This window comes from Arthrobacter zhaoguopingii, from assembly GCF_009828595.1.
Lineage (GTDB): Bacteria > Actinomycetota > Actinomycetes > Actinomycetales > Micrococcaceae > Arthrobacter_D > Arthrobacter_D zhaoguopingii.
Genome location: NZ_WPNY01000001.1, coordinates 51,821 through 75,431, shown reverse-complemented (window position 1 = coordinate 75,431; position 23,611 = coordinate 51,821). Strand labels below are relative to the sequence as shown.

General features: G+C 69.7%; 28 protein-coding genes. 9 read left to right on the top strand and 19 right to left on the bottom strand.

Annotated elements, in window-relative coordinates:
* Window positions 1–7 precede the first annotated feature (7 nt).
* Complete coding sequence (locus GVV86_RS00365; protein ID WP_159800748.1) at window positions 8–925, top strand: SGNH/GDSL hydrolase family protein; 918 nt, start codon at window positions 8–10, stop codon at window positions 923–925.
* A 32-nt stretch (window positions 926–957) separates the two neighbouring features.
* Here the strand turns inward: GVV86_RS00365 and GVV86_RS00360 are convergent, their stop codons facing one another.
* The 6 genes from GVV86_RS00360 to GVV86_RS00335 form a co-directional block, all read right to left on the bottom strand.
* Window positions 958–1,692, bottom strand: a complete 735-nt coding sequence (locus GVV86_RS00360; RefSeq protein ID WP_159800746.1) for a tyrosine-protein phosphatase — start codon at window positions 1,690–1,692, stop codon at window positions 958–960.
* Between the two features lie 31 nt (window positions 1,693–1,723).
* The gene (locus GVV86_RS00355) at window positions 1,724–2,575 is read right to left on the bottom strand and encodes a 3-hydroxyacyl-CoA dehydrogenase family protein (protein WP_159800744.1); all 852 of its coding nucleotides are present in this window, start codon (window positions 2,573–2,575) and stop codon (window positions 1,724–1,726) included.
* Entirely contained in the window at window positions 2,572–3,354 is a 783-nt protein-coding gene (locus GVV86_RS00350; RefSeq protein ID WP_159800742.1) for an enoyl-CoA hydratase/isomerase family protein, read from the bottom strand. Before GVV86_RS00350 ends, GVV86_RS00355 begins: the two co-directional genes overlap by 4 nt.
* Window positions 3,354–4,562 carry a thiolase family protein gene (locus GVV86_RS00345; protein WP_159617831.1) on the bottom strand — a complete coding sequence of 403 codons (1,209 nt, stop codon included), beginning with the start codon at window positions 4,560–4,562 and terminating at the stop codon, window positions 3,354–3,356. The genes GVV86_RS00350 and GVV86_RS00345 overlap by 1 nt, the downstream gene beginning before the upstream one ends.
* Window positions 4,563–4,805: 243 nt before the next feature.
* Entirely contained in the window at window positions 4,806–5,444 is a 639-nt protein-coding gene (locus GVV86_RS00340) for a class I SAM-dependent methyltransferase (RefSeq protein ID WP_159800740.1), read from the bottom strand.
* 9 nt (window positions 5,445–5,453) lie between these two features.
* Window positions 5,454–6,020 carry a dihydrofolate reductase family protein gene (locus GVV86_RS00335; RefSeq protein WP_159617833.1) on the bottom strand — a complete coding sequence of 189 codons (567 nt, stop codon included), beginning with the start codon at window positions 6,018–6,020 and terminating at the stop codon, window positions 5,454–5,456.
* 678 nt (window positions 6,021–6,698) lie between these two features.
* Here GVV86_RS00335 and GVV86_RS00330 point away from each other — a divergent pair.
* The 4 genes from GVV86_RS00330 to GVV86_RS00315 all read left to right on the top strand — a co-directional run bounded on the left by GVV86_RS00330 (window position 6,699) and on the right by GVV86_RS00315 (window position 10,231).
* Window positions 6,699–7,136, top strand: coding sequence for a VOC family protein (locus GVV86_RS00330; RefSeq protein WP_159617834.1), 438 nt, complete (start codon window positions 6,699–6,701; stop codon window positions 7,134–7,136).
* A gap of 46 nt (window positions 7,137–7,182) precedes the next feature.
* On the top strand, window positions 7,183–8,136 hold the full coding sequence (locus GVV86_RS00325; protein ID WP_159800738.1) for a 1,4-dihydroxy-2-naphthoyl-CoA synthase: 954 nt from the start codon (window positions 7,183–7,185) through the stop codon (window positions 8,134–8,136).
* Window positions 8,137–8,143: 7 nt separating this feature from the next.
* Entirely contained in the window at window positions 8,144–9,280 is a 1,137-nt protein-coding gene (locus GVV86_RS00320; RefSeq protein ID WP_159800736.1) for an AMP-binding protein, read from the top strand.
* Between the two features lie 66 nt (window positions 9,281–9,346).
* On the top strand, window positions 9,347–10,231 hold the full coding sequence (locus tag GVV86_RS00315; RefSeq protein WP_159800734.1) for a 1,4-dihydroxy-2-naphthoate polyprenyltransferase: 885 nt from the start codon (window positions 9,347–9,349) through the stop codon (window positions 10,229–10,231).
* Between the two features lie 18 nt (window positions 10,232–10,249).
* Here the strand turns inward: GVV86_RS00315 and GVV86_RS00310 are convergent, their stop codons facing one another.
* Window positions 10,250–10,549 carry a DUF4229 domain-containing protein gene (locus tag GVV86_RS00310; protein ID WP_159617838.1) on the bottom strand — a complete coding sequence of 100 codons (300 nt, stop codon included), beginning with the start codon at window positions 10,547–10,549 and terminating at the stop codon, window positions 10,250–10,252.
* 30 nt (window positions 10,550–10,579) lie between these two features.
* On the opposite strand from GVV86_RS00310, the gene GVV86_RS00305 reads away from it, so the two are divergent.
* Window positions 10,580–11,101, top strand: a complete 522-nt coding sequence (locus GVV86_RS00305; RefSeq protein ID WP_159800732.1) for a PLD nuclease N-terminal domain-containing protein — start codon at window positions 10,580–10,582, stop codon at window positions 11,099–11,101.
* A 132-nt stretch (window positions 11,102–11,233) separates the two neighbouring features.
* Here GVV86_RS00305 and ccsB read toward each other — a convergent pair whose 3' ends face one another.
* Genes ccsB through GVV86_RS00280 form a run of 5 tightly spaced genes read right to left on the bottom strand, consistent with a single transcriptional unit; the run spans window position 11,234 to window position 16,155 of the window.
* Entirely contained in the window at window positions 11,234–12,259 is a 1,026-nt protein-coding gene (gene ccsB, locus GVV86_RS00300) for a c-type cytochrome biogenesis protein CcsB (RefSeq protein ID WP_159800730.1), read from the bottom strand.
* A complete protein-coding gene (gene resB, locus GVV86_RS00295) occupies window positions 12,256–13,968 on the bottom strand; it encodes a cytochrome c biogenesis protein ResB (protein ID WP_246669822.1) in 1,713 nt (570 codons plus the stop codon). Before resB ends, ccsB begins: the two co-directional genes overlap by 4 nt.
* Window positions 13,969–14,019: 51 nt before the next feature.
* Window positions 14,020–14,817 (bottom strand): cytochrome c biogenesis CcdA family protein, encoded by a 798-nt coding sequence (locus tag GVV86_RS00290; protein WP_246669821.1) that lies wholly within the window; start codon window positions 14,815–14,817, stop codon window positions 14,020–14,022.
* A gap of 6 nt (window positions 14,818–14,823) precedes the next feature.
* On the bottom strand, window positions 14,824–15,435 hold the full coding sequence (locus GVV86_RS00285) for a TlpA family protein disulfide reductase (RefSeq protein ID WP_246669849.1): 612 nt from the start codon (window positions 15,433–15,435) through the stop codon (window positions 14,824–14,826).
* A gap of 48 nt (window positions 15,436–15,483) precedes the next feature.
* Window positions 15,484–16,155, bottom strand: a complete 672-nt coding sequence (locus GVV86_RS00280; protein WP_159800728.1) for a histidine phosphatase family protein — start codon at window positions 16,153–16,155, stop codon at window positions 15,484–15,486.
* 172 nt (window positions 16,156–16,327) lie between these two features.
* On the opposite strand from GVV86_RS00280, the gene GVV86_RS00275 reads away from it, so the two are divergent.
* Together GVV86_RS00275 and GVV86_RS00270 are read left to right on the top strand one after the other, a co-directional pair.
* The gene (locus GVV86_RS00275; protein WP_159617842.1) at window positions 16,328–16,879 is read left to right on the top strand and encodes a YceI family protein; all 552 of its coding nucleotides are present in this window, start codon (window positions 16,328–16,330) and stop codon (window positions 16,877–16,879) included.
* A gap of 250 nt (window positions 16,880–17,129) precedes the next feature.
* Window positions 17,130–17,876: a hypothetical protein gene (locus GVV86_RS00270; protein WP_159800726.1), complete on the top strand. Its 747-nt coding sequence runs from the start codon at window positions 17,130–17,132 to the stop codon at window positions 17,874–17,876.
* A gap of 10 nt (window positions 17,877–17,886) precedes the next feature.
* On the opposite strand, the gene GVV86_RS00265 is transcribed toward GVV86_RS00270, so the two are convergent.
* From GVV86_RS00265 to GVV86_RS00255, 3 genes are all read right to left on the bottom strand, one after another.
* Window positions 17,887–18,600 (bottom strand): redox-sensing transcriptional repressor Rex, encoded by a 714-nt coding sequence (locus GVV86_RS00265; RefSeq protein WP_159800724.1) that lies wholly within the window; start codon window positions 18,598–18,600, stop codon window positions 17,887–17,889.
* 153 nt (window positions 18,601–18,753) lie between these two features.
* The gene (locus tag GVV86_RS00260; RefSeq protein ID WP_201291313.1) at window positions 18,754–19,533 is read right to left on the bottom strand and encodes a maleylpyruvate isomerase family mycothiol-dependent enzyme; all 780 of its coding nucleotides are present in this window, start codon (window positions 19,531–19,533) and stop codon (window positions 18,754–18,756) included.
* A 216-nt stretch (window positions 19,534–19,749) separates the two neighbouring features.
* Window positions 19,750–20,010, bottom strand: a complete 261-nt coding sequence (locus GVV86_RS00255) for a glutaredoxin family protein (RefSeq protein WP_159617845.1) — start codon at window positions 20,008–20,010, stop codon at window positions 19,750–19,752.
* A 61-nt stretch (window positions 20,011–20,071) separates the two neighbouring features.
* Here GVV86_RS00255 and GVV86_RS00250 point away from each other — a divergent pair, with 61 nt between their 5' ends.
* Window positions 20,072–20,884, top strand: coding sequence for an HAD family hydrolase (locus GVV86_RS00250; protein ID WP_159800722.1), 813 nt, complete (start codon window positions 20,072–20,074; stop codon window positions 20,882–20,884).
* A gap of 166 nt (window positions 20,885–21,050) precedes the next feature.
* Here the strand turns inward: GVV86_RS00250 and GVV86_RS00245 are convergent, their stop codons facing one another.
* The 4 genes from GVV86_RS00245 to GVV86_RS00230 form a co-directional block, all read right to left on the bottom strand.
* Window positions 21,051–21,149, bottom strand: a complete 99-nt coding sequence (locus GVV86_RS00245; protein ID WP_003792170.1) for a 30S ribosomal protein bS22 — start codon at window positions 21,147–21,149, stop codon at window positions 21,051–21,053.
* A 194-nt stretch (window positions 21,150–21,343) separates the two neighbouring features.
* On the bottom strand, window positions 21,344–21,553 hold the full coding sequence (locus tag GVV86_RS00240; protein WP_159617847.1) for a helix-turn-helix domain-containing protein: 210 nt from the start codon (window positions 21,551–21,553) through the stop codon (window positions 21,344–21,346).
* Window positions 21,554–21,791: 238 nt separating this feature from the next.
* On the bottom strand, window positions 21,792–22,331 hold the full coding sequence (locus tag GVV86_RS00235; protein ID WP_159800720.1) for an ArsR/SmtB family transcription factor: 540 nt from the start codon (window positions 22,329–22,331) through the stop codon (window positions 21,792–21,794).
* 52 nt (window positions 22,332–22,383) lie between these two features.
* On the bottom strand, window positions 22,384–23,586 hold the full coding sequence (locus GVV86_RS00230) for an acetoin utilization protein AcuC (RefSeq protein ID WP_246669819.1): 1,203 nt from the start codon (window positions 23,584–23,586) through the stop codon (window positions 22,384–22,386).
* Window positions 23,587–23,611: the final 25 nt, after the last annotated feature.

Below are 23,611 nucleotides of genomic sequence, written 5' to 3'. Positions count from 1 at the left end.
GGAAGCCATGACCACACGCCGCCCTTTCGCAGTGCGGCCCCTCCGGCCGGCTGGGAAGCCGGGCGGCCGCGGCGTTTTGCCGGCGCCGTTGCTCACAGCGGCGTTGCTCGCAGCGTCGCTGTCCGCCTGTTCCCCGGCAGCGTCGGCACCGCCCGTTCCGCCGGCCCCCCTGTCCTACGTCGCCCTCGGCGATTCCTACGCCTCCGGCCTCGGCGCCGGCTCCTATTCGGAGCAGTGCGGCCGTTCGCCGCTCGGCCTGCCCGGCCTGCTCGACGCCGAGGACACGGTCGAGCTGGCCGCGGACGGCACCTGCGCCGGCGCCGTCGCCGCCCCGGGCGCCGCGCCGTCCAGCGTCGCCGGTCAGATCTCCCAACTCGTGAAGGAGGGCTCGCTCGGGCCGCAGACCGATCTTGTCACCGTGTCGGCCGGAGGCAATGACGCCGGGTTCGGCCAGGTGGCGGGAACCTGCGCGGCCTCGCCCCTCGAGTCATGCCGCCGCCTCATCGAGGAGACGACGGCGCTTGTCCTGCCCGCCCTGGCCCGGGACCTCGATGCCCTCTATGGGCAGCTCCGGAGGGCGGCCCCGGAGGCGGCGGTCGTTGTGACCGGCTACCCCCACCTGTTCTCCCCCGAATTCGGCACGGCGGACGGCCTGAGCCTTCCGGCGCAGGAGGCCTTCAACGCCGGAACCGACTCGCTCAACGCCGTCCTCGAGGAGGCGTCCGCCGCTCACGGCTTCCTGTGGATTCCGACGACTGAAGGCTTTGGATCCCACGGACTGGGGGCGCCCGAACCGTGGATCACCGGCGCCGGCGAACCGGACGGACTCCACCCCAACGCCGAGGGCTACCGCTCCGGCTACCTCCCGGCCGTGCGGGACGGCGCTGACCTGGCCGCCCTGCAGCGGGAGCGGCCCGCACAGTAGAGCCCGGGCGGCCGGGCAGGCGCCGGCCCGGCTCAGAGGGTCAACCGCGTCCTCAGCGCGGTAAGCTCACCGGAGCTCAGGCCTGCCTCCCGGAGGTACGCCCCGGCGTCGAGCGTCGAAAGCAATTCCAGAAGGTGGGTCCGCGCCTGGTGCAGCCAGGCCGACAGTTCCTCGGCACTCCGGGGATTCTCCCGCGGCGCCGCCTGGGTCCGGTAGCGCTCGTTCATGGTCCGCACGGCCACCTCGTAGTCATCGGCGATGTCCCCGGCCGGCACCCCGCACGCGGCGAGCAGCAGGGACGTCACCATGCCGGTGCGGTCGCGCCCGGCCGCGCAGTGGACGATCACGCCCCCGGCCGCCGCGGCGACGACGGCCCGGGCCACCGCGGCGAATTTCCCGGGCCACCGCTCCAGGTTGTCCCGGTAGTGAAGCGGAGTGTTCAGGTAGGGCCCGCACAGGGCCCGAAACCCGGCGTCGGAGGGGTCCTCGGTCGGCAGGTTGCGGACGAGGAACCGCCCGGCCGTCGTCCCGCCCAGTACCGGATCGGAGGCGCGGCGGCCCACTTCGCCGGGATTGCGGAGGTCGACGACCGTGCGCACGCCGTCGTCCCAGGCCTGCTGCCAGCCGCGGTCGGTCAGCCATTCCCGGCGTCCCATCCGGTAGATCCGGCCGGGGAGGACGCGGCCCGCCACGCCGCCGAGGTCGCGCGCGTTCACGGCGCCCTCCCACCCGACGTCCCTGCGCTGGACAGCTCCCGGCGGGGTCATACCCCGGGAATCCCCGGAGGGGGCCGCGGGGTCAGCCGTTCCACTCGAAGAAACCACGGCCTGACTTCCGGCCAAGCTCCCCCCGGGCCACCTTGTCCCGCAGGATCTGCGGCGGGGAGAACCGCCCGCCCAGCGTGGATTCGAGGTATTCGGCGATGCCGAGCCGCACGTCGAGGCCCACGATGTCGGTGGTCCGCAGCGGGCCCACCGGGTGCTTGTAGCCGAGGACCATGGCGGTGTCGATGTCCTCCGGTGAGGCGACCCCCTCCTCCACCATCCGCATCGCCTCAAGGGCGAGAGCCACCCCGAGCCGGGAACTGGCGAACCCGGGGGCGTCACGCACCACCACCGGGGTCTTCCCCAGGGCCTCGACCCATCCGCGTGCCGCCGCGGCGGTGGCCTCCGAGGTGCCGGGGCCGAGCACCACCTCGATCAGCGTGGAGGCAGGCACCGGGTTGAAGAAGTGGAGGCCGCAGAACTCCGAGGGCCGCTTTAGCACCCGGGCCAGTCCGGCGACCGACAGCGAGGAGGTGTTCGTCGCGAGCCACGCGCCGTCGGCGAGGTGGTCCTCCACGGAGGCGAGGGCCGCCTCCTTCAGGCCGGCGTCCTCGGGCACGGCCTCGACCACGAGGGAGCAGTCCGCGAACGCGGCGTAATCGGTGGAGATCCGGACCCGGTCGAGCAGCGCCTGCAACGGCTCCGCCGTCGATCCGCGCTCCACGCTCTTGTGCAGGGCGCCGGACACCCGCCCGTGGGCGGCCAGCGCGGCGGGATCGTCACGCTCCACGACGACGACGTCGGCCCCGGCGACGACGAACGCGTGGGCGATGCCGGCGCCCATCCGTCCTCCGCCGAGCACCCCGACCCGGGCCGGGACGCTCATCGCTCGCCGCCCTCGGCGGCCGAGGAAGCCGGCTGGGCACCGTTCCTGCGGTCAAGGAAGCGCTGCATCCGCTCGAACTTCGCCTCGGACTCGAACAGGATGCCCTGGGCGAGCTGGTCGATCAGCGGGTGAGCCTCCGCCGGTGCCGAAAAGACGCTCTTGGTGAGGCGGACGGCGAGCGGGTCCTGGCGCGCGATGCGGTCGGCGAGCGCATGCGCGCCATCAAGCAGCGCGTCGGGTTCGTGGATCTCGGTGATAAGGCGCGCGGCGAGCGCCTCGGAGGCGTCCAGGACGCGCCCGGCCAGCAGGATCTCCTTCGCGAGGGGCTCCCCGACGAGTTCCCGAAGGCGCCAGCTCGCCCCGGCCGCCGCGAGGATCCCCAGCCCGGTCTCCGGGTTGCCGATCTTCAGGGCGGGGGTGCCGATGCGGAAGTCGGCGGCATAGGCCAGCTCGGCGCCGCCGCCGAGGGCGTACCCGTCGAGGGCTGCGATCACCGGCATCGGCAGGCGGGCGATCCGGGTGAACAGCGTGGAGTTGATTCCGGCGAGGGCGTCGTCGCGGCGGCGCTCCCGGAGTTCGCCGATGTCGGCTCCCGAGGCGAAGACGCCCCCGGTCCCGGTCAGGATCAGCACCCGTGGGTGCGCCTCAAGGCCGGAGCACAGCTGGTGGAGCTCCTCGACCATCCGGCGGTCGATCGCGTTGCGTACAGCGGGCCGGTTGAGCCGCACGAGCAGCCGGTCGGGGCCTTCCTCAACCATCAGCGCTTCGAAGGACTCCATCACACGGCCTCGATGAGCATCGCGGTGCCCTGGCCCACACCGACGCACATGGTGGCCAGGCCGAGCCGCCGCTCCCCCGGGCCGAGTTCGCGCTCCATCCGGCCCATCAGGGTGATGGCGATCCGCGCTCCGGAGGACCCCAGGGGGTGTCCCAGGGCGATCGCCCCGCCGTCGCGGTTGACGATGTCCTCGTCGAGCTTGAGCCGGCGGATGCAGGCGAGGGCCTGCGTGGCGAAGGCCTCGTTCAACTCGACGGCGCCGAGGTCGCCGATGGAGAGGCCGGTGCGTTCGAGGACCTTCCGGGTGGCCGGGACCGGACCGATGCCCATGATGTGCGGAGGCACCCCGGCCGAGGCGCCGTCGAGGATCCGGGCCCGCGGGGTGAGGGAGAACCTTTCCAGCGCGGCCTCGGAGGCAACGATCACCGCGGAGGCGCCGTCGTTGAGGGCGCTTGAGTTGCCGGCGGTGACCACTCCGCCCTTTTTGACCACCGGGCGGAGTCCGGCGAGGGCCTCAAGGCTGGTGTCCGCCCGGGGGCCCTCGTCGGCGTCAAAATTGTAGGACCGCTTGCCCTCGTTGACCTGGACCGAGACCAGCTCCGCGTCGAACCGTCCGGCCTCTGTGGCCGCCACCGCACGCTGGTGGGAGCGCAGCGCGAAGGCGTCGGCGTCGTCGCGGGTGATCCCGTCAAGCTCGGCCAGCTCCTCCGCCGTTTCCGGCATGGAGTAGGTGACCTTGTCCATGGCGGCGAACTCCGGGTTGGTGAACCGCCACCCGATGGACGTGTCGAACACGGCCCCCGGTCGGGCGTAGGCCTTGGCCGGCTTCTCCATCACCCAGGGCGCACGGCTCATCGACTCGACCCCGCCGGCGACAACGACGTCGGCCGCCCCCGACTTGATCATCTGGGACGCCTGGATGATCGCCGAAAGCCCGGAGGCGCAGAGCCTGTTCACCGTGATGCCGGGCGTGGTGTCCGGGAAGCCGGCAAGGAGCGCGGCCATCCGGGCGACATTGCGGTTCTCTTCGCCGGCGCCGTTGGCGTTTCCGAGGATCACTTCGTCGATGCCGCCGGGGTCCATGCCCGTCCGCCCGATAAGCTCGCGGAGGACCAGGGCCGCCAGGTCGTCCGGCCGGACCGGGGAGAGCCCTCCCCCGTACCGGCCGACAGGAGTGCGCACTCCGCCCACGAGAAATGCTTCGGTCATGACTGCCTCCATGTCGCAGGGCCGGGTGGCCGGTGCACGGCTGGGCGGATCCGGAATTACCGACCGCTCGTTCTGTAAAGCTCTATCAAGAATTGCACGGCGGTTTTCCCCGGTCAACCGGCACGGCCCACCCCGCGGGGCCGCCGGGGACGCCGGTATGGAGCCAAAGCATTGCCGGGGACCGAGGGCCAGCCTCCGCCGCCCGCCGGTGACGAGCGGCGCCCGCACGGGGGGCGCCGCTGGTCAGCGCCTGCTGGCCAGGAGGAAAGCCTGAGCTGTCTTCTCGCCCTCCCGCGGCTCCCGCCGGGTTGAGGAAACCAGCGCAAACCCGTGCCGGGAGAGCATCTCGGTGAGGACCGCCGGGTCGAGCCGGTAAGCGTCGAGACTGACCCGGCTGCTGTAGGCCTCGGTGATCCGCCGCTTTTCATTCCCGGCCTGGAAGGCGAGGAGCAGCGGGCCGTCCGGCACCAGGACGCAGGAAAATTCAGCAAGGACCGCCTCCAGCCGCGGAGGCGGGATGTGGATGAGCGAGTACCAGGCCAGAATGCCTGCCGCAGATCGGTCGGCAAGGTCCAGCCGCTCCATGGATCCCACCTCGAACGCGAGCGACGGGTGGTCCCGGCGCGCGGCGGCAATCATCCCCGGCGACGGGTCGATCCCCCGCACCGGGACGCCCAGCGAGGCGAGATGGGCGGTGATCCGGCCGGGTCCGCACCCGACGTCGACCAGCGGTCCGGCGTCGTTGGATCGGGCCAGCTCCGCTAACGCGCCCAGCAGCGCGCGCTCGAGGGGAAGCCCGTCGAGCTCAAAGCGCAGAAGGTCGGCATACCGGTCCGCCACGAGATCGTAGGCGGCACGGGTGGCGAGGACATCGGGTTCCATGGACCGAGGCTAGCCGGTGGAACTCCGGACGCCGTAGCGCAGGAACACGACCCCGTTGCGGAACCGGCGTTCATCGAACAGCTCCAGGTCCAGGCGCACCCCGCCGGGCAGAAACCGCGTCCCGCCACCCACGACGACCGGGGAGATGAATTGGTGGATCTCGTCGACGAGCCCTTCGCTGATCGCCCCGGCTGCGAGGCCCGGCCCTCCCACGGCCAGGTCCCGGGATGCGCCGGCTTTGAGGCGCCTCACGGACGCCGCGTCGAAGGTGCGCTCCAGCCGGGTCCGGGCGCTGGCCACGGCCGGCAGAGTCCTCGAGTAGACGATCTTGTCGGTGCCCCGCCAGATGTCCGCGAAGTCGGCGATGGCGGCCGGGTGGCCGGCCGTCTCCAGGGTTTCCCAGGCGAGCATCACCTCATAGAGCCGTCGACCGTACAGGTGCGTGCCCACGCCCCGCTGGAGGTCATTGATGAACGCGTGTACCTCCTCGTCGGGGACGCTCCAGTCGAAGGAGCCCGCCTCGTCGGCGACATACCCGTCCAGGGAGGTGATCCCCGTGAAAACCAGAATTGCCATGATCCCTCCAACGCCGGACTCCTGTTGCCGCCACCGCGGACTTTACGGGCCCCGGCCGGACCTGGCGAGGGGCCATCACCGGGTGCGCCGGCCGGTGCCGGATGGTGAACCGGATTCGCGCGGAACGTAGCGCCTCACGTGGTGGCAAGAGCGGCCGGGCTCGGCAGTGCCGGAAGCAGTGGCTGGACCGGCTTGAGAGCCTCATCGGCGGGATTGAACGCGACTGGGCGATCACCGTCCCCTCACCATCACCGGGTGGAACAGCGTCATACGTCGCGGCGGCGCGCACTGCCGACGGCCGCGGTGCCGTCCTCAAACTGAGCGCTCCCGCTGCCGGGCACCGGTTTCTCCGGGCGGCAGAGGCGATACTTTCCGCGGACTGAATAATGCCCCCTCCAGGAATTGGTTTCTACATTCCGGGGCAGGGTATCCCGGCAGTTTTTCCAATGTTTTCGCTCTAATGCAAAGATGACTGATCGCCGACCACCGGCTGATCCGGACAATGAGCGGGCCGGGAGCATTTTTTTGACTCCTCCCCACTCCACCGGGCGGTTGTGCTCAGTGTCCGCGAGGGCACCCCAATTCGCGGAAAATGCGCGGGGGCGGTTCGGCATTTGAGGACACGGCCTGTCCGCGGTTTCCTTCCGCTGGCCCCGGAGCCGGCGTTACCGTGTCGGCATGGAACACAATATTCAGATCTCGATTGATTGTGCCGACCCCCATACTCAGGCGGACTGGTGGGCCGAAACCCTGGGCTGGATCGTCGAACCGGTCGACGAGGGCTTCATCGACAAGATGCTGGCGGCCGGATACGCCAAGGAGTCCGACGTCACTTCCCACAACGGCGCCCGCGTCTGGACGGGCGGGGCGGCGGTCTGCAGGGCCGGTGAACTGGAGCGCAAAGACCGGATGCGCCTGGTCTTTCAACCCGTTCCCGAGCCGAAAAGCGTCAAGAACCGGGTGCACCTCGACATCCACCTGACCGGGACGGACAAGGACGCCGCGCGCGAGGCCCTGGTGGCCCGCGGCGCCCGGTTCCTTTACGAGGCAAGCCAGGGGCCCCTCGTCTGGTACACCATGACCGATCCGGAGGGCAACGAGTTCTGCATCTCCTGAGCCGCCGCGGCATGCCCGGGCGGTTGCGCGCCGTTAGACTCGATTGGTGACATCCGATCTTCCCGTCCAGGTCTCCGATACCTTCGACCCGCAGCAGTGGCGCACCGTCTCAGGGTTCGACGATTTGGCCGACCTGACCTACCACCGCCAGGTCCAGCGGACCGCCGACGGCAGCGTGCCCAGGGACCTGCCCGCGGTGCGCATCGCCTTCAACCGCCCCGAGGTGCGCAACGCCTTCCGCCCCGGGACCGTCGACGAGTTGTACCGCGCCCTCGACCACGCCCGCATGAGCCCTGACGTCGCCACGGTGCTGCTCACCGGCAACGGGCCCTCCCCCAAGGACGGCGGCCACTCGTTCTGTTCCGGGGGCGACCAGCGCATCCGCGGCCGCGACGGGTACCGGTACGCGGAGGGCGAAACGAAGGAAAGCATCGATCCGGCGCGTGCCGGGCGGCTCCATATCCTCGAGGTGCAGAGGCTCATCCGCACCATGCCCAAGGTCGTCATCGCCGTCGTCAACGGCTGGGCCGCAGGCGGCGGCCACAGCCTGCACGTGGTGGCCGACCTGACCCTCGCCTCCCGCGAGCACGCCCGCTTCAAGCAGACCGACGCCACCGTGGGCAGCTTCGACGCCGGCTACGGTTCGGCCCTGCTCGCACGCCAGATCGGGCAGAAGAAGGCCCGCGAGATTTTCTTCCTGGCCCGGGAGTACTCGGCCGAGGACATGGTGGCCATGGGGGCGGTCAATGAAGCCGTCGACCACGACGACCTGGAGCGGACGGCATTGGAGTACGCCGCGGACATCGCCCGGCAGAGCCCCCAGGCCATCCGGATGCTGAAGTTCGCCTTCAACCTCGCCGATGACGGCCTGGCCGGCCAGCAGGTCTTCGCCGGCGAGGCCACCCGGCTGGCCTACATGACCGACGAGGCGGTGGAGGGCAAGGAGGCCTTCCTCGCCAAACGCGACCCGGACTGGTCCGCCTTCCCCTACTACTTCTAGGACGCGCATGGAACTCCTGCCGATCTACACCCCTCCCGCGTTCGACCCGAAGGCACTGCTGAAGCCCCTGGCGGCCTCCCTCGCCGGCGAGGGACCGGCCGTCGCACCGCATGCCGCCCTCGGCCAGCACTTCACCGGCGAGCTGCCCAACGACGAGATCGCCGCCGTGCTCAGCACCTCCGGTTCCACCGGGGCGCCGAAGAAGACAATGCTGAGCGTCGATGCGCTCGCCGCGTCCTCAATGGCGACGGCGATCGCGCTGGGCGCCGAGGGCCAGTGGCTGCTGACCCTGCCCGTGCATCACGTCGCGGGCTTCCAGGTGCTCGTCCGGTCCCTGTACGCCGGGACGGAGCCCTGGGCGATGGACCCCGCCACGGCCTTCACGGCGGACGCGTTCACCTCCGCGGCCGGCGAGCTGACCGACCGCGTCCGGTTCACCTCCCTCGTGCCGACCCAGCTGCACCGGCTCCTCCAGAACCCCACACCGCAGACCCTGAAGACGCTCAAGCGGTTCAACGCGATCCTGCTGGGCGGCGCCCCGCTCGGATCTGGCCTGCGCGGCGAGGCCCGCCGGCACGGCCTGAACATTGTGGAGACGTACGGGATGAGCGAGACCTCGGGCGGATGCGTCTACGACGGGCGGCCCCTTGACGGCGTGGAGGTCCGCGAGGACGGCGGCCGGCTGTGGATCAGCGGCCCCGTGCTGGCCGAGGGCTACCTGGGCGACCCGGAGCTGACCGGTGAACGGTTCGTCTTCAACTCGGGCCGGCGCTGGTTCCGGACGGACGACGCCGGGGCGCTCACGGCCGACGGCACCGTCGAGGTGCACGGCCGCCTCGACGACGTCATCGTCACCGGCGGCCTCAAGGTCTCCGCGGCGGTCGTCGCGGAGGTCATCGAAGGGATCTCCGGAGTGAACCAGGCCCTGGTCCTCGGCATCACGAGTTCCGAGTGGGGCACCTCGGTGGCCGCCGCGGTGGTCGGCACCGTGGAAGCCGAAGTGGTCCGCCGGCACGTCGCAGAGGAACTCGGGGCCCACGCCGCCCCCAAGACCGTCCTGGCCCTCGAGGCGATGCCGCTGCTGCCGGGGGGCAAGCCGGACCGGCAGTCCGTCCGGGCGCTGCTCGAACAGCGGGACTCCTAGCGCCGGACACCGCGCCAACCGTTTCGGGCCACCGGCCCGCCAGCACAACCAGTGAAGGAACACACCGTGGCGACTGCCGCTCAGTGGCTTGAAGGAGCCCGCCCCCGCACCCTGCCCATGGCCCTGGCGCCGGTGATCGCCGGCAGTGCCGCCGCGTTCGGGCTCGGCGCATTCCGGCCGCTCAACGCCGTGCTCGCCGCGGCCGTGGCGGTGCTGCTGCAGGTGGGCGTCAACTACGCCAACGACTACTCCGACGGCATCCGCGGCACCGACGACGTCCGGGTGGGCCCGCTACGGCTCACCGGCTCCGGCGCCGCCCGGGCCCGTGACGTGAAGCACGCGGCATTTGCCTGCTTCGCGCTCGCCATGGTGGCGGGGGCGGCCCTGATCATCCTGTCGCAGGCCTGGTTCCTCCTGCTGGTGGGCGTCGGCTGCATCGCGGCGGCCTGGGGCTACACCGGAGGCAAGAACCCCTACGGGTATCTGGGCCTCGGGGACGTCTTCGTCTTCGTCTTTTTCGGCCTCGTCGCGACCCTCGGCACCACCTACACGCAGGCCGGTCAGCTGAGCGGACCGGCCTGGGTGGGTGCAATCAGCACCGGCCTGATCGCCATGGCGCTGCTGATGGCGAACAATGTCCGGGACATCCCGACCGACCGGGAGGCCGGCAAGCTCACCCTGGCGGTGCGCCTGGGCGACAGCACGGCCAGGGTCAGTTACGTGATGATGCTGGCCGCGGCCGTCCTGCTGCCGCTGTTCCTCATCGACAACCACCCGTGGGTGCTGCTGGTGCTCCTGCTGGTTCCGGCCGGCCTGATGCCCAGCTGGCTGATGCTCAAGGGCAAGAAACGGCGCAGCCTCATCCCGGTGCTCAAGCAGACGAGCCTGATCAACCTCGGCTTCAGCCTGCTGTTCGCCCTCGGCATCGTGCTCACCGAGGTCCTCGCCTAGGCGCAGGGAGACCTCCGGTCAGACGTCGCGCGGCCTGCGGTCGGCGTTCACCGGGGCGTTGGGGTCGATAGAGTCCTCCGCGGCGGCATCGTCCTTCTCCATGAAGTTGCTCGCCCGCGGGGCGCCGTCCTTGAACCGCCGCTGCAGGGAAGCGCCGGCGGCGTCGCGCAGCGGGCGGAAGAACAGGTAGGTCACGCACCAGGCGAGGATGGCGGCAACGACGGCGGAGAGCACCGCACCGAGCCCGAGAACCACGCAGATCACAAAGAAGACGACGACGAGGAGCAGGCGCAGGGCAGTGAATTTGAGGAAGGGCACCCTCCAAGTTTACTCGCCTACAATTGGAGTATGCCCCGCCTGTTGCTGTTCCTGGTGCTCCTCGGAGTCGCCGTCATCGTCTACGCGCTGATCGAATGCGCCATGACCCGATCCAACGAGGTACGCAGTATCTCGAAACCCGCCTGGCTGATCACGATCCTGGTGGTGCCCCTCGTCGGAGCCGGCCTGTGGTTCCTGTTCGGCAGGCCGCGGCCGACGCGCGGCACCCGTCCTCCCCGCCCGGCCCCGCGGCAGCCGACCGCGCCCGATGACGATCCCCAGTTCCTTCAGAACCTCGAGACCAGGCGCCGGCAGCAGGCCCGCGAGCAGGAACTGAAACGCAAGGAAGAGGAGCTCAAGGCCCGCGAAGCCCAGTCGAAGGGCGGCGCGAAGGGCGGCGGAACCGCCACTTCCGCAGCGGGAACCCCCGCGGGCGGTGCCCCCGCCGGCGGCACCCCCGCGCACGGTTCGGATCCCGCACCGGCCACCGACCCCGACGACGACGCCGACGAGACGGGCAGCACGGGCGCGCACCGGCCCAACAACCCGTAGCCCGCGCCCCCCCGGCCGCAGCCCCACACACCCGGCAAGCCGCCGCAGAGAAAAAGCCGCACCCGCCCGCTCGTGGTCAACGAACGGGCGGGTGCGGCTTTCTGTTGCGGTACCGCCTGCGCCTTACGCGGCTTAGACGCCGGAGTAGCTGTGAAGCCCCGAGAAGTAGATGTTGACGATGGTGAAGTTGAAGACGATGCACAGGTAACCGACGATCGAGAGCCAGGCCGCTCGGGTTCCGGTCCACCCCTTGGTGGCGCGGGCGTGCAGGTAACCGGCGTACACGGTCCAGATCACGAAGGTCCAGACCTCCTTGGTGTCCCAGCCCCAGTACCGGCCCCACGCCTCCTCAGCCCAGATTGCCCCGGCGATGAGGGTGAAGGTCCAGCCGACGAAGGCGATGGCGTTGAGGCGGTAGGAGAGGTTCTCCAGGCTGAGGGCCGGCGGCACGAGCCGCATGAAGCCGGCCTTGTCGGGCCCGCCGGCCGCGATGCGGGCTTCGCGGGAGGTCTGGACCAGCTGCAGCACCGACATGGCGAAGGTGAGGGTGAACAGGGCCGAGGAGGCCACGGCGATGGAGACGTGCACGATCAGCCAGTAGCTCTGCAGCGCGGGAATGAGGTTGGCTACGGGGGTCGCGAACCCCACGGTGGCGGCGCAGAGCATGATGACCACGAGGCCCACCACGAAGGATCCGACGAACCGCAGGTCCTTGCGGGTCAGGGTGATCAGGAAGATCAGGGAGACGACGAGCGCACCGGTGGTGCAGAACTCGTACATGTTGCCCCAGGGCACCCGGTCCGCGGCGATGCCGCGGGTGAGGACCGCGGCGCCGTGGATGGCGGTGGCGACCACGGTCAGGGCCACGGCGATCCGGGCCGAGGACCGGCGGGGGCCGGCGCTGTAGTCCATCGAGGTGTCGGCCGTGGCCGCGCCGGCAGGAGCGGGCGCGGAGGCGCCGCCGGCGCCGGCGAGGACCTTTGCCTGCGCCGGGACCTGAGCCTGGCCTGCGGCCAGCCGGGCCTCGACGGCACCGATGGTGCGGCTCGACTTCACCAGGTCGAGCACAAAGAAGATCAGCGCCACCACATAGGCGATGGAGGCCAGGAGCATGAAGAGCTCGCTGGTGGCGCCCAGTTCGGCATTAACGCTTTTCATTCGTTGTCCTTACCGTTGTCGCCGTCGGTCCCGGCGCCCGTTCCGGCGGCGGTAGCCCCGGCGGGCTGCAATTGATTTTCCCCTGCTTTGTCCGGGTGCGCCAGCCAGTGGCTGGTCAGTAGCTTCTCCACCGCGGCACCCTCGGCAGGAAGCCTCGGATCCTCCCCGCGGGCCAGCAGCCCGTACTCAATGAGGACCCGCCCGTCCGGGTGCTCTCCGGACCGCACCCAAGCCCGCCGCCGGCCGATGAACAGCGAGGCGCTCAGGCCCACGAGGGCGAGGACCGAAAAGACCAGCGCCCCGAGCTGGGCCGGGTCGTGGTGGATGTCCACGGCGATGTAGCGCTTCAGCCCGTCGAAGGTGATGGATCCCTTCCCTTCGGGCAGGTCGTAGGTCTCGCCCAGGCCCAGCACGATGCCCCCGTTGTCGCTGTTGCGGCTGTTCAGCTCCGTCAGGTTGTCGGTGTCGAGGACGTAGACGTTCTTCGGTTCCCCGCCGTCGAGGCCAAGGTCCCCGGCGTAGGAGTTGAGGTTGAGCTGGGGGTTGAAGGGGTCGGGGTCGCGGGAGAAGGAAACGCCCTTTTCGTCGACGAAGGCGGTCGGGAGGAAGAATCCGACGAAACCGAGCTGGTCCGGCCGGGCATCGGGGGCCTTGATCACGGCCAGTGAGGTGTAGAGCCCGTCGGAGGGGATGGTGACCACCGGTCCCTGCACGGCGATGTTCCCCTCGCCGTCGCGGACGGTGATCACGGGGGCGTAGCCGTTGCCGACCAGGTACACGCTCGTGCCGCCGATGTCGATGGGGGCGTTGACCTTGAGGGTCTGCTTCCTGGGCTCGGCGTCGGGCCCGTCTTGGGTGGTCAGGCTCGCGGTGAAGTCGAGGGGCTGGCCGTAGTGGCTCTCCTGGGCCCGGTCGAACTGCACGTCGAAGGCGTCGAGGCGGATGGAGTAGGGCTCGAGCTGGTCATCGGAGAAATTCGTGCCGGGCGTGAAGGCGTCGTAGCCGACCAGGGTGTTCACGAAGGTGTCGCCCTCGACGATCACCTTCTGGCCGTTGTAGCCGAACAGGCCTCCCACGGCGACGCTGACCAGCACCCCGATCAGGGAGCTGTGGAAGACGAGGTTTCCGAGTTCCTTGCTGAACCCGCGCTCGGCCGCCACGGACGGTCGATCGCCGTCCGCGTCGCGCACGTCGACGCGGTAGCCGCGCTTCTTCAGGAGCGCGGCGGCGTCGGCCACCGCGGAGGCCGGGGTGATGGCGGCACCGGGGGTCTGCCCGGCGGGGATCTCCAGGGTGCCGTACACGGGCATGCGCGAGAGCCGCCGTGGGGTGGCCGGCGGCTTGGCCCGGACGGCCTTGGCGTGGGCGATGGCGCGCGGGGTCACGCAGCCGATCAGGGAGATGAACAGCAGCAGGTAGATGGAGGAGAACCACACCGAGGAGTACACGTCGAACAGCTGGAACCAGTCGAGGATCGGGCCGCTGTCCGGGTGGTCCTGGAGGTAGGTGGTGACGACGGCCGGATTCGCCGAGCGCTGGGGGAAGAGCGATCCGGGAACGGCTGCGACGGCCAGGAGCAGCAGCAGGAACAACGCGATGCGCATGCTCGTGAGCTGCTTCCATGCCCACCGCAGGGTGCCGGTGAATCCGAGCGCGGGCAGGGCGGCGTCGGGCGTCGCGCCCGTGGTACGTGCCGTGTCCTTGTTCAACGTGACCTGCTTCTCGTGGGGATCGCTTTTCTGCGTCGTGCTGCGGACGGGTTAGATGGGAAGGACCACATTGCTGACCAGCAGGTCCTGGATGCTGGTGATCCAGCTGTTCCAGATACCGGTGACCATCAACCCTCCCACAAGGATGAGCAGGCCTCCGCCGGAGCGCTGCAGGATCAGCCGGTTGCGCCGGAAGAACCGCAGCGCGCCCATTCCCCGCCGGATGCCCAGGGCGATGAAGAGGAACGGCAGGCCCAGGCCGAGGCAGTACACGAAGGTGAGGACGGCGCCCCGGAGCGCGCTCGCGTCGTCGCCTGAGATGGCGAGGAGCTGGACCGCGCCGAGGGTCGGGCCGATGCACGGGGCCCACCCCAGTCCGAAGGTCATGCCCAGCAGGGGCGCACCCCACAGGCCTGCAGGGACGCGGGCGTGGAGCCGGCTTTCCCGCTGGAACAGGGCAAAGCCGCCGAGGAAGACGATCCCGAGCAGAATCACCACGATGCCCAGCAGCTGGATCAGCCAGTCCTGCGAGACCCTCAGCCAGGCCCCGAGCTGGCCGAACAGCGTGCCGTAGGCCATGAAGACCGCGGAGAAGCCGAGGACGAACAGGGCGATGCCGGCGAACATGCGGCCGCGTTTCTGCTGCTCGAGGTCCACACCGGTCAGTCCGGTGACGTAGCCCAGGTAGCCCGGCACGAGGGGCAGCACGCAGGGCGAGGCGAAGGAGACGAGCCCGGCCAGCAGGGCGACAGGGAGGGCGAGGAGCATCGATCCGCTCAGCACGGCGTCGGCAAAGGCGTTGCCGGCAGCCAGGGCGCGCCCCACGGTCGCAGCCAGTGCCGGGGTCATGGTGCCTTACTCCCCGAGCGCATCGCGGACGAGGGCCTTGAGTGTGCTCTTTTCGGCCAGTCCCAGGATCCGCGCCGACACCCGGCCCTCTTTGTCCAGGACCAGGGTGGTGGGCACCGCCTGCGGAGGGACGTAGCTCGTCATTGCCAGCAGGACGCCGCCGTCCTTGTCGTTGAAGCTCGGGTAGGGGATCTCGAAGTTCCGCTCGAAGGCCTCCGCGGTCGCCCGCTCGTCGCGGATGTTGACTCCGTAGAACTGCGCTCCCTGCGGCCCGAATTCATCCGAGAGTGCGACGAGGTCCGGGGCCTCCTTGCGGCACGGGGCGCAGGCGGCGTACCAGAAGTTGAGGACGGTCACCTTGCCGGCCCAGTCGGAGCTTGCCACCTGGGTGCCGTCGAAAAGCTTCCCGGAGAGGTCGACGGGCTCCCCCCGGTCGGAGGCTGCGTACTCGGTGACCGAGCCGTCTCCGGCGATGTAGTTCTTGTTGTCCCCGGCGGCGGCCTGCTGGGCCAGCGGATCATCCGCCGCGCAGCCGGCGAGGCCGAGCGAAACGGAGACGCCGAGGACCGCGGCGGCGCGGAACGCGGACCACGGGCGGCGGGCCAGGGCGGGGATCAGAGGCTTCACGGCTTCTTTCAGATATTTCTACAGCGTGTAGTAATTCTACTATGCTCCCGGAATATTCGCCGCTCCGGGCAGCAGGTCCGCGCACGGCTCTTCGTACCGGACGCGGGTGATGTCGCTGCCGGAGAAGTCGAGCGACGTGACCGAGGTGAGGGTGCATTCGCGCTGCCGGGGGTCATGCCAGAGGCGGCGGTGCTCAGCCGCCAGCCGCGTCACCCAGATGGGCAGCTGGTGGCTGACGAGGACCGCCTCGACCGGACCGTCCGCGTCGCCGCCCAGTTCCAGGGCTCGGGTACGGGCGAACTGTACGGCGGCCATGACGCGCTCGACCTGGCGGGAGTACGGCTCCCCCCAGGAAGGGCGGAAGGGGTTGGTCAACAAAGGCCAGTACCGGGGATTCCGCAGCCTGTTCTTCACCCTCGACATCCCCTCGAACCGGTTCTCGGCCTCAAGGATGCGCTCCTCGGTGTGCACGGGCAGGCCCAAGGCTACCCCGAGCGGCTGCGCCGTCTCCTGGGCCCGGACCAGCGGGGAGGCCGCGAGGTAGACGATATTCGCCCCATCGCTGCGCCGCTTTTCGAAGTGGGCGGCCATCTGGTCCGCCATCCGGCGTCCCAGTTCGGACAGGTGGAACTCGGGGAGGCGTCCATAGAGGACGCCCTCAGGGTTGTGGACCTCACCGTGGCGCACCAGGTGGACGGTTGCAAGGGGCATCTGCCTAGTTTCTCAGAGTTCCGCCACCGGACTAAATCCGGACAGCCCGCACGGCAGGGTTCGAAGCCTCGGAGCGCGCCCCGGGAGCGGACCGGGACCCCCGAGGAATAAAACATGCAAAAACATGTTTACATAGTCATAAGCTTTCCGCTTCCATCAAGGAGAAACATCCATGAGCATCCCCACAGGCCTCACCACCGGCACCTGGTCCTTCGACCCCTCACACAGCGAGATCGGCTTCACTGTGCGCCACGCCGGCATCAGCAAGGTCCGCGGCAGCTTCGCAGACGTCGACGCCACGATGGTCGTCGGCTCCTCGCTCGGGGACTCGAAGGTCACCGCCACCATCAAGACCGTGTCCTTCCAGTCCGGTGACGAGAACCGCGACGCCCACGTGCGCAGCGCCGACTTCTTCGACGCCGAGGTTTTCCCGGAGATGACCTTCACCTCCACCTCCGTCGAGACCAAGGGTGAAACCTACAAGATCGCCGGGGATCTCACGATCCGCGGCATCACCAAGCCTGTGGTCCTTGACGCCGAGTTCAACGGCGTCGCTGTGGATCCCTTCGGCGCCACCCGTGCGGGCATCTCGGGCCAGACCACGATCTCCCGCAAGGACTTCGGCCTGACCTGGAACGCAGCCCTCGAAGCCGGCGGAGTGCTCGTCGGCGACAAGGTCACCATCTCGGTTGACGCCGCCTTCGTGGCACCTTCGGCCAACTGATCCACTCCAGCCTGGGTCTTCCACCCGGTTGACACTGCGCCGCCGGCGGGCCTTCGGGAACGCCGGCGGCGCGCTGCGTTCGGCTCCGTTCAGCACGCGGCCGGGACGCCGGTGCCGAAGCGCCGGGCGCGCCGGATCAAACCCTCGACTCTGCCCGCCGGCGCGGTAGGGTGAACGCAAGATCCGGCGGGCCGCGACACGGCAGGTGCCGGCTTGTCCTACCCTGCACGCCTGACGAACGGATGCGGCAATGAGCACACCTGACGAGAACCCCAACTCCACCCCGCAGAACCCGGACGGGCCACGGTACGGCCAGAACGAGGGCCAGCCGCGGTACGGGCAGAACCCGACGCCGTCCCCCGGGCAGAACCCCCCGCCCGCCTACGGGCAGAACCCTCCGCCCGCTTACGGGCAGAATGCTCCGCAGTCCTACGGTCAGAATCCCCCGGCCTCCCCCGGGCAGCAGGGTTATGGGCAGCAGCCGTACGGCTACCAGTCAGCCCAGCCCTCCGGCTACGCGTACCCGGGCTCCGCCTCGATGCCGCCCACCGCCAAGGGCCCCGCACCCCAGCGGGTGGTCCTGGCCTTCTGGCTCATCATCGCGGCGGCCGTCCTTGGGCTCGTCAGCACGGTCGTCAGCTCGCTCAATCCCCTGGCCAGCCTGACCCCGCAACAGCTTGAGCAGTTCGAAAGCTCGGGGGTCTCCCCCGAGTCCGTCAGCGGGATCGCCACGACCGTAGGTGTCGTCGTCGGGCTTCTGTTCGCCGCCCTCTACGTCCTGCTCGCGTTCATGATCCGCAAGGGAAAGAACTGGGCGCGAATCACGCTGACCGTCCTGGCGGCCCTGTCCGTCCTCGGATTCCTCTTCGGCCTCGCAGGCGGCACCCCGGTCGGTCTCCTTTCGACCCTCGTGCTGATCCTCGTCGTCGCCGGCGTCGTCCTGTGCTACCTGAAGCCCGCCGGCGAGTACTTCAAGCCCGCCGCTCCGCGCTACTGAAGGCCGCCGCCTACTGCGCCGAGCGGGCGTCGGTGATCGACTCGATGGCCGCGTCCTGCGCCCGCTGGGCGTGGTAGGCAAGAATCTGCAGCTCCGTTGACATGTCGACCTTCCGCAGCTGGACCTGCGGAGGGACCTGGAGCACCACGGGGGCGAAGCTGAGGATGCTGGTGATCCCGCTGGCCACCAGCCGGTCGCACAGCTGTTGGGCGACCGGTGCCGGCACCGCGAGGACCGCCATGTTCGCCCGGGTCCGTTCCAGGACCGTCTCAAGGTCGTCGACGGCACTCACCCGCAGCCAGCCGACCTCCGATCCGACAATCATCTTGTCCGCGTCGACCAGCGCGACGATCTCGAACCCGCGCGAGGCAAACCCGGTATAGCCCGCCAGCGCCCGGCCCAGGTTGCCGACGCCGATGATGGCCACCCGCCAGTCGAGGGTGAGCCCCAGCGCGGTGGAGATCTGGCGGTTCAGGTACTGCACGTCGTAGCCGACGCCCCGGGTGCCGTACGAACCGAGGTAGGAGAGATCCTTGCGCAGGATCGCCGAATTGACTCCGGCGGCGTCCGCGAGGACCTCGGAGGAGACCCGTTCGATCCCCTCGGCCAGAAGCGAGTTCAGTGCCCTCAGGTAGATTGTGAGTCGGGTCAGGGAGGCCGGCGGAATGCGGCGCCCGCCATCGGCGCTCACCGAATGAAGCTCTGGCACATCTGGCGTCGTCACTGTAATCTGCTCCGTTGCATCAGGTGGCCCACCGAAGCGGCGCCGGTTCCAGCCGGTGCCCCCAAAGCCCCGACTCGAAATCCCTTCAACTCTATGCCGCGGCGGTCGGGCCCACCAAGTGCGGACTTCGCCGGGGTGAAGCCCGCGCGGACCTCAGAGCGGGAGCGGGTGCTCGAGCACTCCCGCGGGCGTCCCCCGGCCGGAGAGGATCCGGCAGCAGTCAATGGCATCGATTTCCAGGGGAGGGCTCCCGTCGTCGTCCCGGACGAAGGTACCGCCGGCCGGACCGGTGAGTCGAAGGTGGAACGGGTCGGCGTGGAGGGTCGCCCATTCCGCGATGATGTCTTCGACAATGCGCCCGTCGTGTTCCGGGGTCGGGTTGGGCGGCCGGTCGGTCGCCCGGGCGATGTCGATGCGGTGCATCCAGACGTCACGGGTGAACCCGATGTCGAAGAGGTAGCTCAGCGGCTGCCAGCCGAAGTCGACGCCGGCCATGCTGCCCAGGGGCAGCAGCCGAAGCCTTCCGATGGCCCCGGGCAGCCGCCGGCGGGACCTGAGCGCGGCCCCGGCCGCACTCGCCCACCGCGCCGGGATGTCCAGGGCGCCAAGGTCCCGTCGAGCCTGAAGCTGGGCCTCATTGAGTCCGTCCACCCAGTGCTGGCCGCCGATTTGCGCGGTCAGCCTGCGCCCCCGCACCGCCTGGCGCAGGAACTCAAGGGGTGAGGCCTGCGCCTCGGCGGAGGCAACGACATGCACGGCCACATCCCGCACCGTCCAACGGGCACAGTCGGTCCCCCTGCCCCAGTCACCGGCACTGAGCTGCTGCAGGAGAGTGGAGAACCGCTGATTCTCCTCTGCCGCCAGCCGCATGGCCTCCTGGTGCCCGATCCGGGCGATTTCGGCCGCCCGCATGGGAGGGCGATCCTCGGTCATGGCGGATCCCTGCCTTCGCTTCCGTCGGGTCCGGTGGGCTCCGGGGCTCGGTTGCGCCGAAGCCTGAACGCTGCAACTTAAGCGTAGGACCGCCGGTCCCGGTGCAACAGGTTTCCCCCGCCATACGCCGGAGGTTTCCTCCACCACGGAAGGGCGGCGGGAGGCCCTCCGCCTCCTTGAGCTCCCGGGGCGGCTACCGGTGGGGGCCGGATGATCCTAGGGCTGCAGCAGGCGCCGCAGCCGCTCTTCGTCGATCGTCCAGAAGTCGCGCTGGACGCCGTCGATCATCAGCACGGGCAGTTCCTCCGCGAACCTCTCCAGCAGCTCGGGCGCGTCCGTGACCGAACGTTCCCGCCAGCGCAGGCCCAGCGAGGCGGTGACCCTTTCCACCACGGCGCGCGCATCCTCGCACAGGTGGCACTGCGGTTTCGTCACGAGCACGACGTCGGGCGGCGGGGCTTCGGGCTGGGTGTTCATCCTTTCAACCTACCCGCCGCGGCACACCAACGCGGGCGCCGCTTGTGGCTAGACTTTCATCATGCGTGGTGCCGCCGGGAAGGACCTTCCCTTCCCCCTGGATACGCCCGGCGCGCCCGGGTCGGCGGCCTTCTTCGATGTTGACAACACGCTCATGCGCGGCGCCAGCCTCTTCCACGTGGCGCGGAAGATGTATCAGCGCCGTGCGTTCACCCTCCGCTTCGCCGCGGGCCTGGCGTGGAAGCAGATCCGGTTCATTCTGCGCGGCGAGACCATGACCGACGTCAACTCGGTGCGCGACGCTGCGCTCGCCTTCGCCATCGGCATCGCCCACGCGGACATCCTTGCCCTCGGCGAGGAGGTCTACGACGAGATGATCGCCTCCAAGATCTGGCCCGGGGCCCGGGCACTGACCGATCAGCACCTTGCCGCCGGGAGGAAGGTGTGGCTGGTGACCGGTACGCCGGTCGAGGTGGCAAGCGTCATCGCCAATCGGCTCGGTCTCACCGGCGCCCTCGGCACGGTCGGGGAGGTAGCCGACGGCCTGTACACGGGACGGCTGGTCGGCGAGTTCCTCCACGGCGCGGCCAAGGCCGCGGCGGTGAAGGAGCTGGCGGCGCGGGACAACCTCGACCTTGACCGCTGCTGGGCCTACAGCGACTCCTTCAACGACGTCCCGCTGCTGAGCAGCGTGGGCCACCCGGTCGCGATCAACCCGGACTCCCGGCTGCGCCGGCACGCGCGGGAAAACAACTGGCCGGTGTTCGATTTCCGCAGCGGCCGCCGCGCCGCAACCCTGGGGCTCAAGGCGGCGACCGGCGTGGGAGCCGTCTATGGAATGTGGCGGGGGTTTGTGAAACTGCGGGACCGCTGACAACGCCGCTCACCGGATTCCGCCGTCAATCACCGCCATCATCCGCGCCGGTGTTAACCACGTCCGGCCCACCGCTCCAACCTGGGGTTGGGGCTGCGGACCGGGAAAGCTGGAAGGGGAGCCGCCGGACGGCGGCCCTCCAGCTGTGGAGCAGAAGAGCGTTGCCCTACTTCTTGTTGCGGCGCTGGTGGCGGGTCTTGCGAAGCAGTTTGCGGTGCTTCTTCTTGGCCATACGCTTGCGGCGCTTCTTGATTACTGAACCCACAGAGTCCTCACAAACTTAATAGGAATCCAGGCGGCTGCCTCCGCTGCGAAAACAGCGCAGGACCACCCGGAGCTGACATGGGCACGCACGAACTGGCGCGGGCCCGGTAAAACCGGTAGTTGCGCGGCAGCTACCGACCGCGCAAAACGTTCCTTAACAGGGTACAGGCAATTGGTGCCGCCCCCGACCGGCGGCTACGCGGTGGCGGACTGCCCGTCGACCTGCGCTTGGCGGAGGTAATCGGCGACAGCCGACTCGGGAACCCGGTAGGAGCGCCCGAACTGGACGGCCGGCAGTTCCCCTGAGTGAACGAGTCGGTAGACGGTCATTTTCGACACCCGCATGACCTCGGCGACTTCCGCCACCGTCAAGAACTGCACATCCGAGAAGTTCCCGTCTGCCATCTCACCACTATTCCTTTACTTGAAGGCTTCCCACCCTGAGACCGGCATTCGAACTGATGCCGGATGCGCGTAATGGATACGCCGCCTCGAAGCATGAGGATTTTCTGCCTAGGACGGTACTCTAGTGGCACCTGTGACAAAAGTGAAAGCCCCTGTGGTAGGGAGGCTCCTTCACCCGCCGGCGAAGGCCGGCCGGGGTGCCCGATGGCGGCGCATCGGCAGGCGCATCGGCCGCGCGCTACCGCTCGTGGTCCTTCCGGCGCCGCAGCTGGGAGATCAGGTCGGCCGCACGTTCGGCTGCCCGCCCCATGGTCCTGCCGATCTGCTGCTGCCGTGTTGCCTCCGCCGTGGCCCGCGGTGATCCGGCGGGCGCGAGCGCAGCCGCCGCCAGCACTCCTGCGGCCGGGGCCCCTGCGCCGACCGGCACCTCCTCCGCGGAGACGGGTGCCTCCGATGCCGCGGGAGCGGGCCCGGGGGCGGCGGAGGGAACCGGTATCTCGGGGGCGGCCTCGACCGGCCCGGCGGTAAAGCCGGCGATCCAGTCCTGCACCGTGAGCAGGGGTGAGGATTCGAGCGAATAGAAGCGTTTCTGGCCCTGCGCCCTCATGGTGACCAGGCCGGCCTCGCGCAGCACCTTGAGATGCTTCGACACCGTCGGCTGGCTCACGCCGAGCTCTCCCACGAGCTGCCCGACCGACTTCCCCTCGGTGCGCAGCAGCTCGAGGATGTCCCGCCGCGTGCGCTCGGCGATGACTGCAAACACGTCGTCGATACCCATTACTTCACCCTAGCGATATATGCCGCCGACGGCATCCCGACCCGCTGGGTCCTCAGTCGAACCACGGGTCAAGCCCGTGCAGCGGGAACACGGCCCGGCGGGTGGCCATGACCGAGCGGTCGAGGTCGTCGCCGGGATCGTAGCCCACTTCCCAGGACCGCCACCACGTGTCGGCGCCGTCGCCCATCAGGGCCGGCGGGGTGGAGCCGTAGCGTTCGCGCACGTGGTCCCGCCACGCCGGCGGCACCGGGGTGGACGGCCCGACCGCGGCTCCCGCCGCCACCGCGATGAGCAGGCTCCAGGAGCGGGGCACCACGTTGGCGAGGTTGTATCCGCCGCCGCCGGTGGAGATCCACCGCCCGCCGCACAGGCGCTCCGCAAGGTCCCGGGCGCCAAGCATCATCGCGTGCTGCGCGTCGACGCTGAGCCTCAGGTTCGTCAGCGGGTCGGCCAGGTGGGAATCGCATCCGTGCTGGCTGACGATCACCTCGGGCGCGAACACCTCTGCCAGCTGGGGCACCACGGCGTGGAACGCACGCAGGACGGCCGCGTCGCCGGCGGAGGTCGGAAGGGCAACGTTGACCGCGGTGCCCTCGGCGCCGGGGCCGCCGGTCTCATTAGCGAAGCCGGTTCCGGGGAACAGGCTCATGCCCGTCTCGTGAAGGGAGATAGTCATGACCCGCGGCTCGTTCCAGAAGATGCTCTGGGTGCCGTCCCCGTGGTGGGCGTCCACGTCGAGGTAGAGCACCCGCGCCACCCCCGAGTCGAGGAGCCGCTGGACGCTAGCGGCGGCGTCGTTGTAGATGCAGAAGCCGCTGGCCGCCGCGCGCGCCGCGTGGTGCATGCCGCCGCCGAAGTTCACGGCGTGGAGTGCGGTGCCTGCGACGAGGGCGTCGGCCGCAGCAAGCGAGCCGCCGACCAGCCGGGCACTGGCCTCGTGCATGCCGGCGAAGCCCGGGGTGTCGGCGGTGCCCAGGCCGAACTCGGGACGAGCGGTGTTCGGGTCGGCGCTCACCGCGCGCACCCCGGCGATGTACGTGGGGCTGTGCACCGTGGCCAGTTCGGCGTCGGCGGCCACGAACGGGCGCACCACCGACACGGCGGGGAGGTCGAACAGTCCGATCTCGCGCGCCAGCCGGGCCGTCAGCGCGAGCCGGGCCGGGTTCATCGGGTGATGCGGGCCGAAGTTATAGGCGAGCATCTCATCGTCCCAGACAACGTGTGTCGGGGGCGCGGGCGCGGAGGAATTAGACATCGCCCTCAGGCTACGCGATGCCCCG